The organism is Stenotrophomonas sp. S41 (assembly GCF_016624625.1).
Taxonomy (GTDB): Bacteria; Pseudomonadota; Gammaproteobacteria; order Xanthomonadales; family Xanthomonadaceae; genus Stenotrophomonas.
In genome coordinates, this window is sequence record NZ_JACVTV010000215.1 from 1 (window position 1) to 739 (window position 739).

At 61.6% G+C, this 739-nt stretch carries 1 pseudogene; it reads right to left on the reverse strand.

Annotation, left to right across the window (positions count from 1 at the left end):
* A pseudogene (locus IAE56_RS20945) lies at positions 1-739 on the reverse strand (IS3 family transposase); the annotation flags it as partial.

The window sequence follows — 739 nt, forward strand, 5'->3', positions numbered from 1 at the left end:
GCAGGCCCAGCTCGGCCATCAGCCGCTGCACCCGCTTGTGGTTGATGGCTTCGCCCTGATTGGTCAGCTCCAGCGTTACGCGGCGGTAGCCGTAGCGCCCTTCGTGTTCATCGTAAATCGCACGGATGCGCTCGCGCAGTTCCTCCTCGCCCTCACCTGGATGGGCTAAGGCATTCACCTGGTAATAGAACGTGCTGCGCGAGAGCTCTGCTGCCTCAAGCAACAGCGGCAACGCATGAGTCTGCCTCAATCCTTCGATGGCTTGCGCTTTGCGCGCTGCGCTGCCTGCTCTTCCCGGATCAAGGCATCGAGTTTTTTTAGGTAAGCGGTCTCCGCACGCAGGTACGCCACTTCCTTGAGGAGCTCATCGCGGCTCATGTCCTCGGCTGGCTTGGACGAGCGGGTCTTTTTCATCGGCTTTTGAGGCGGTAATGGTGGAGGCGCCAATGCTTGGGCACCGCCCTCAGCATACAGCCGCCGCCACTGTCCCACCGCGCCGGCATCGCCAATCTGGAAGTGGCTGGTGGCCTCCCGTGCGGACATGCCGTCCTGGCTCATCTTCTCCAGGACAGCCAGCTTGAACTGGAGATCGTAGGACCGGGGTTTGCGATGAAACCCCTGTCGACCATGCAACCGGAAGGTCGCTACCCACCGCCTCACCGTGGAGAACTCCAAACCATAGCGGCGAGCAACCGCCTTGACCGATGTGGAGGTCTTGCAGGCCTCTTTGGCCACCTGC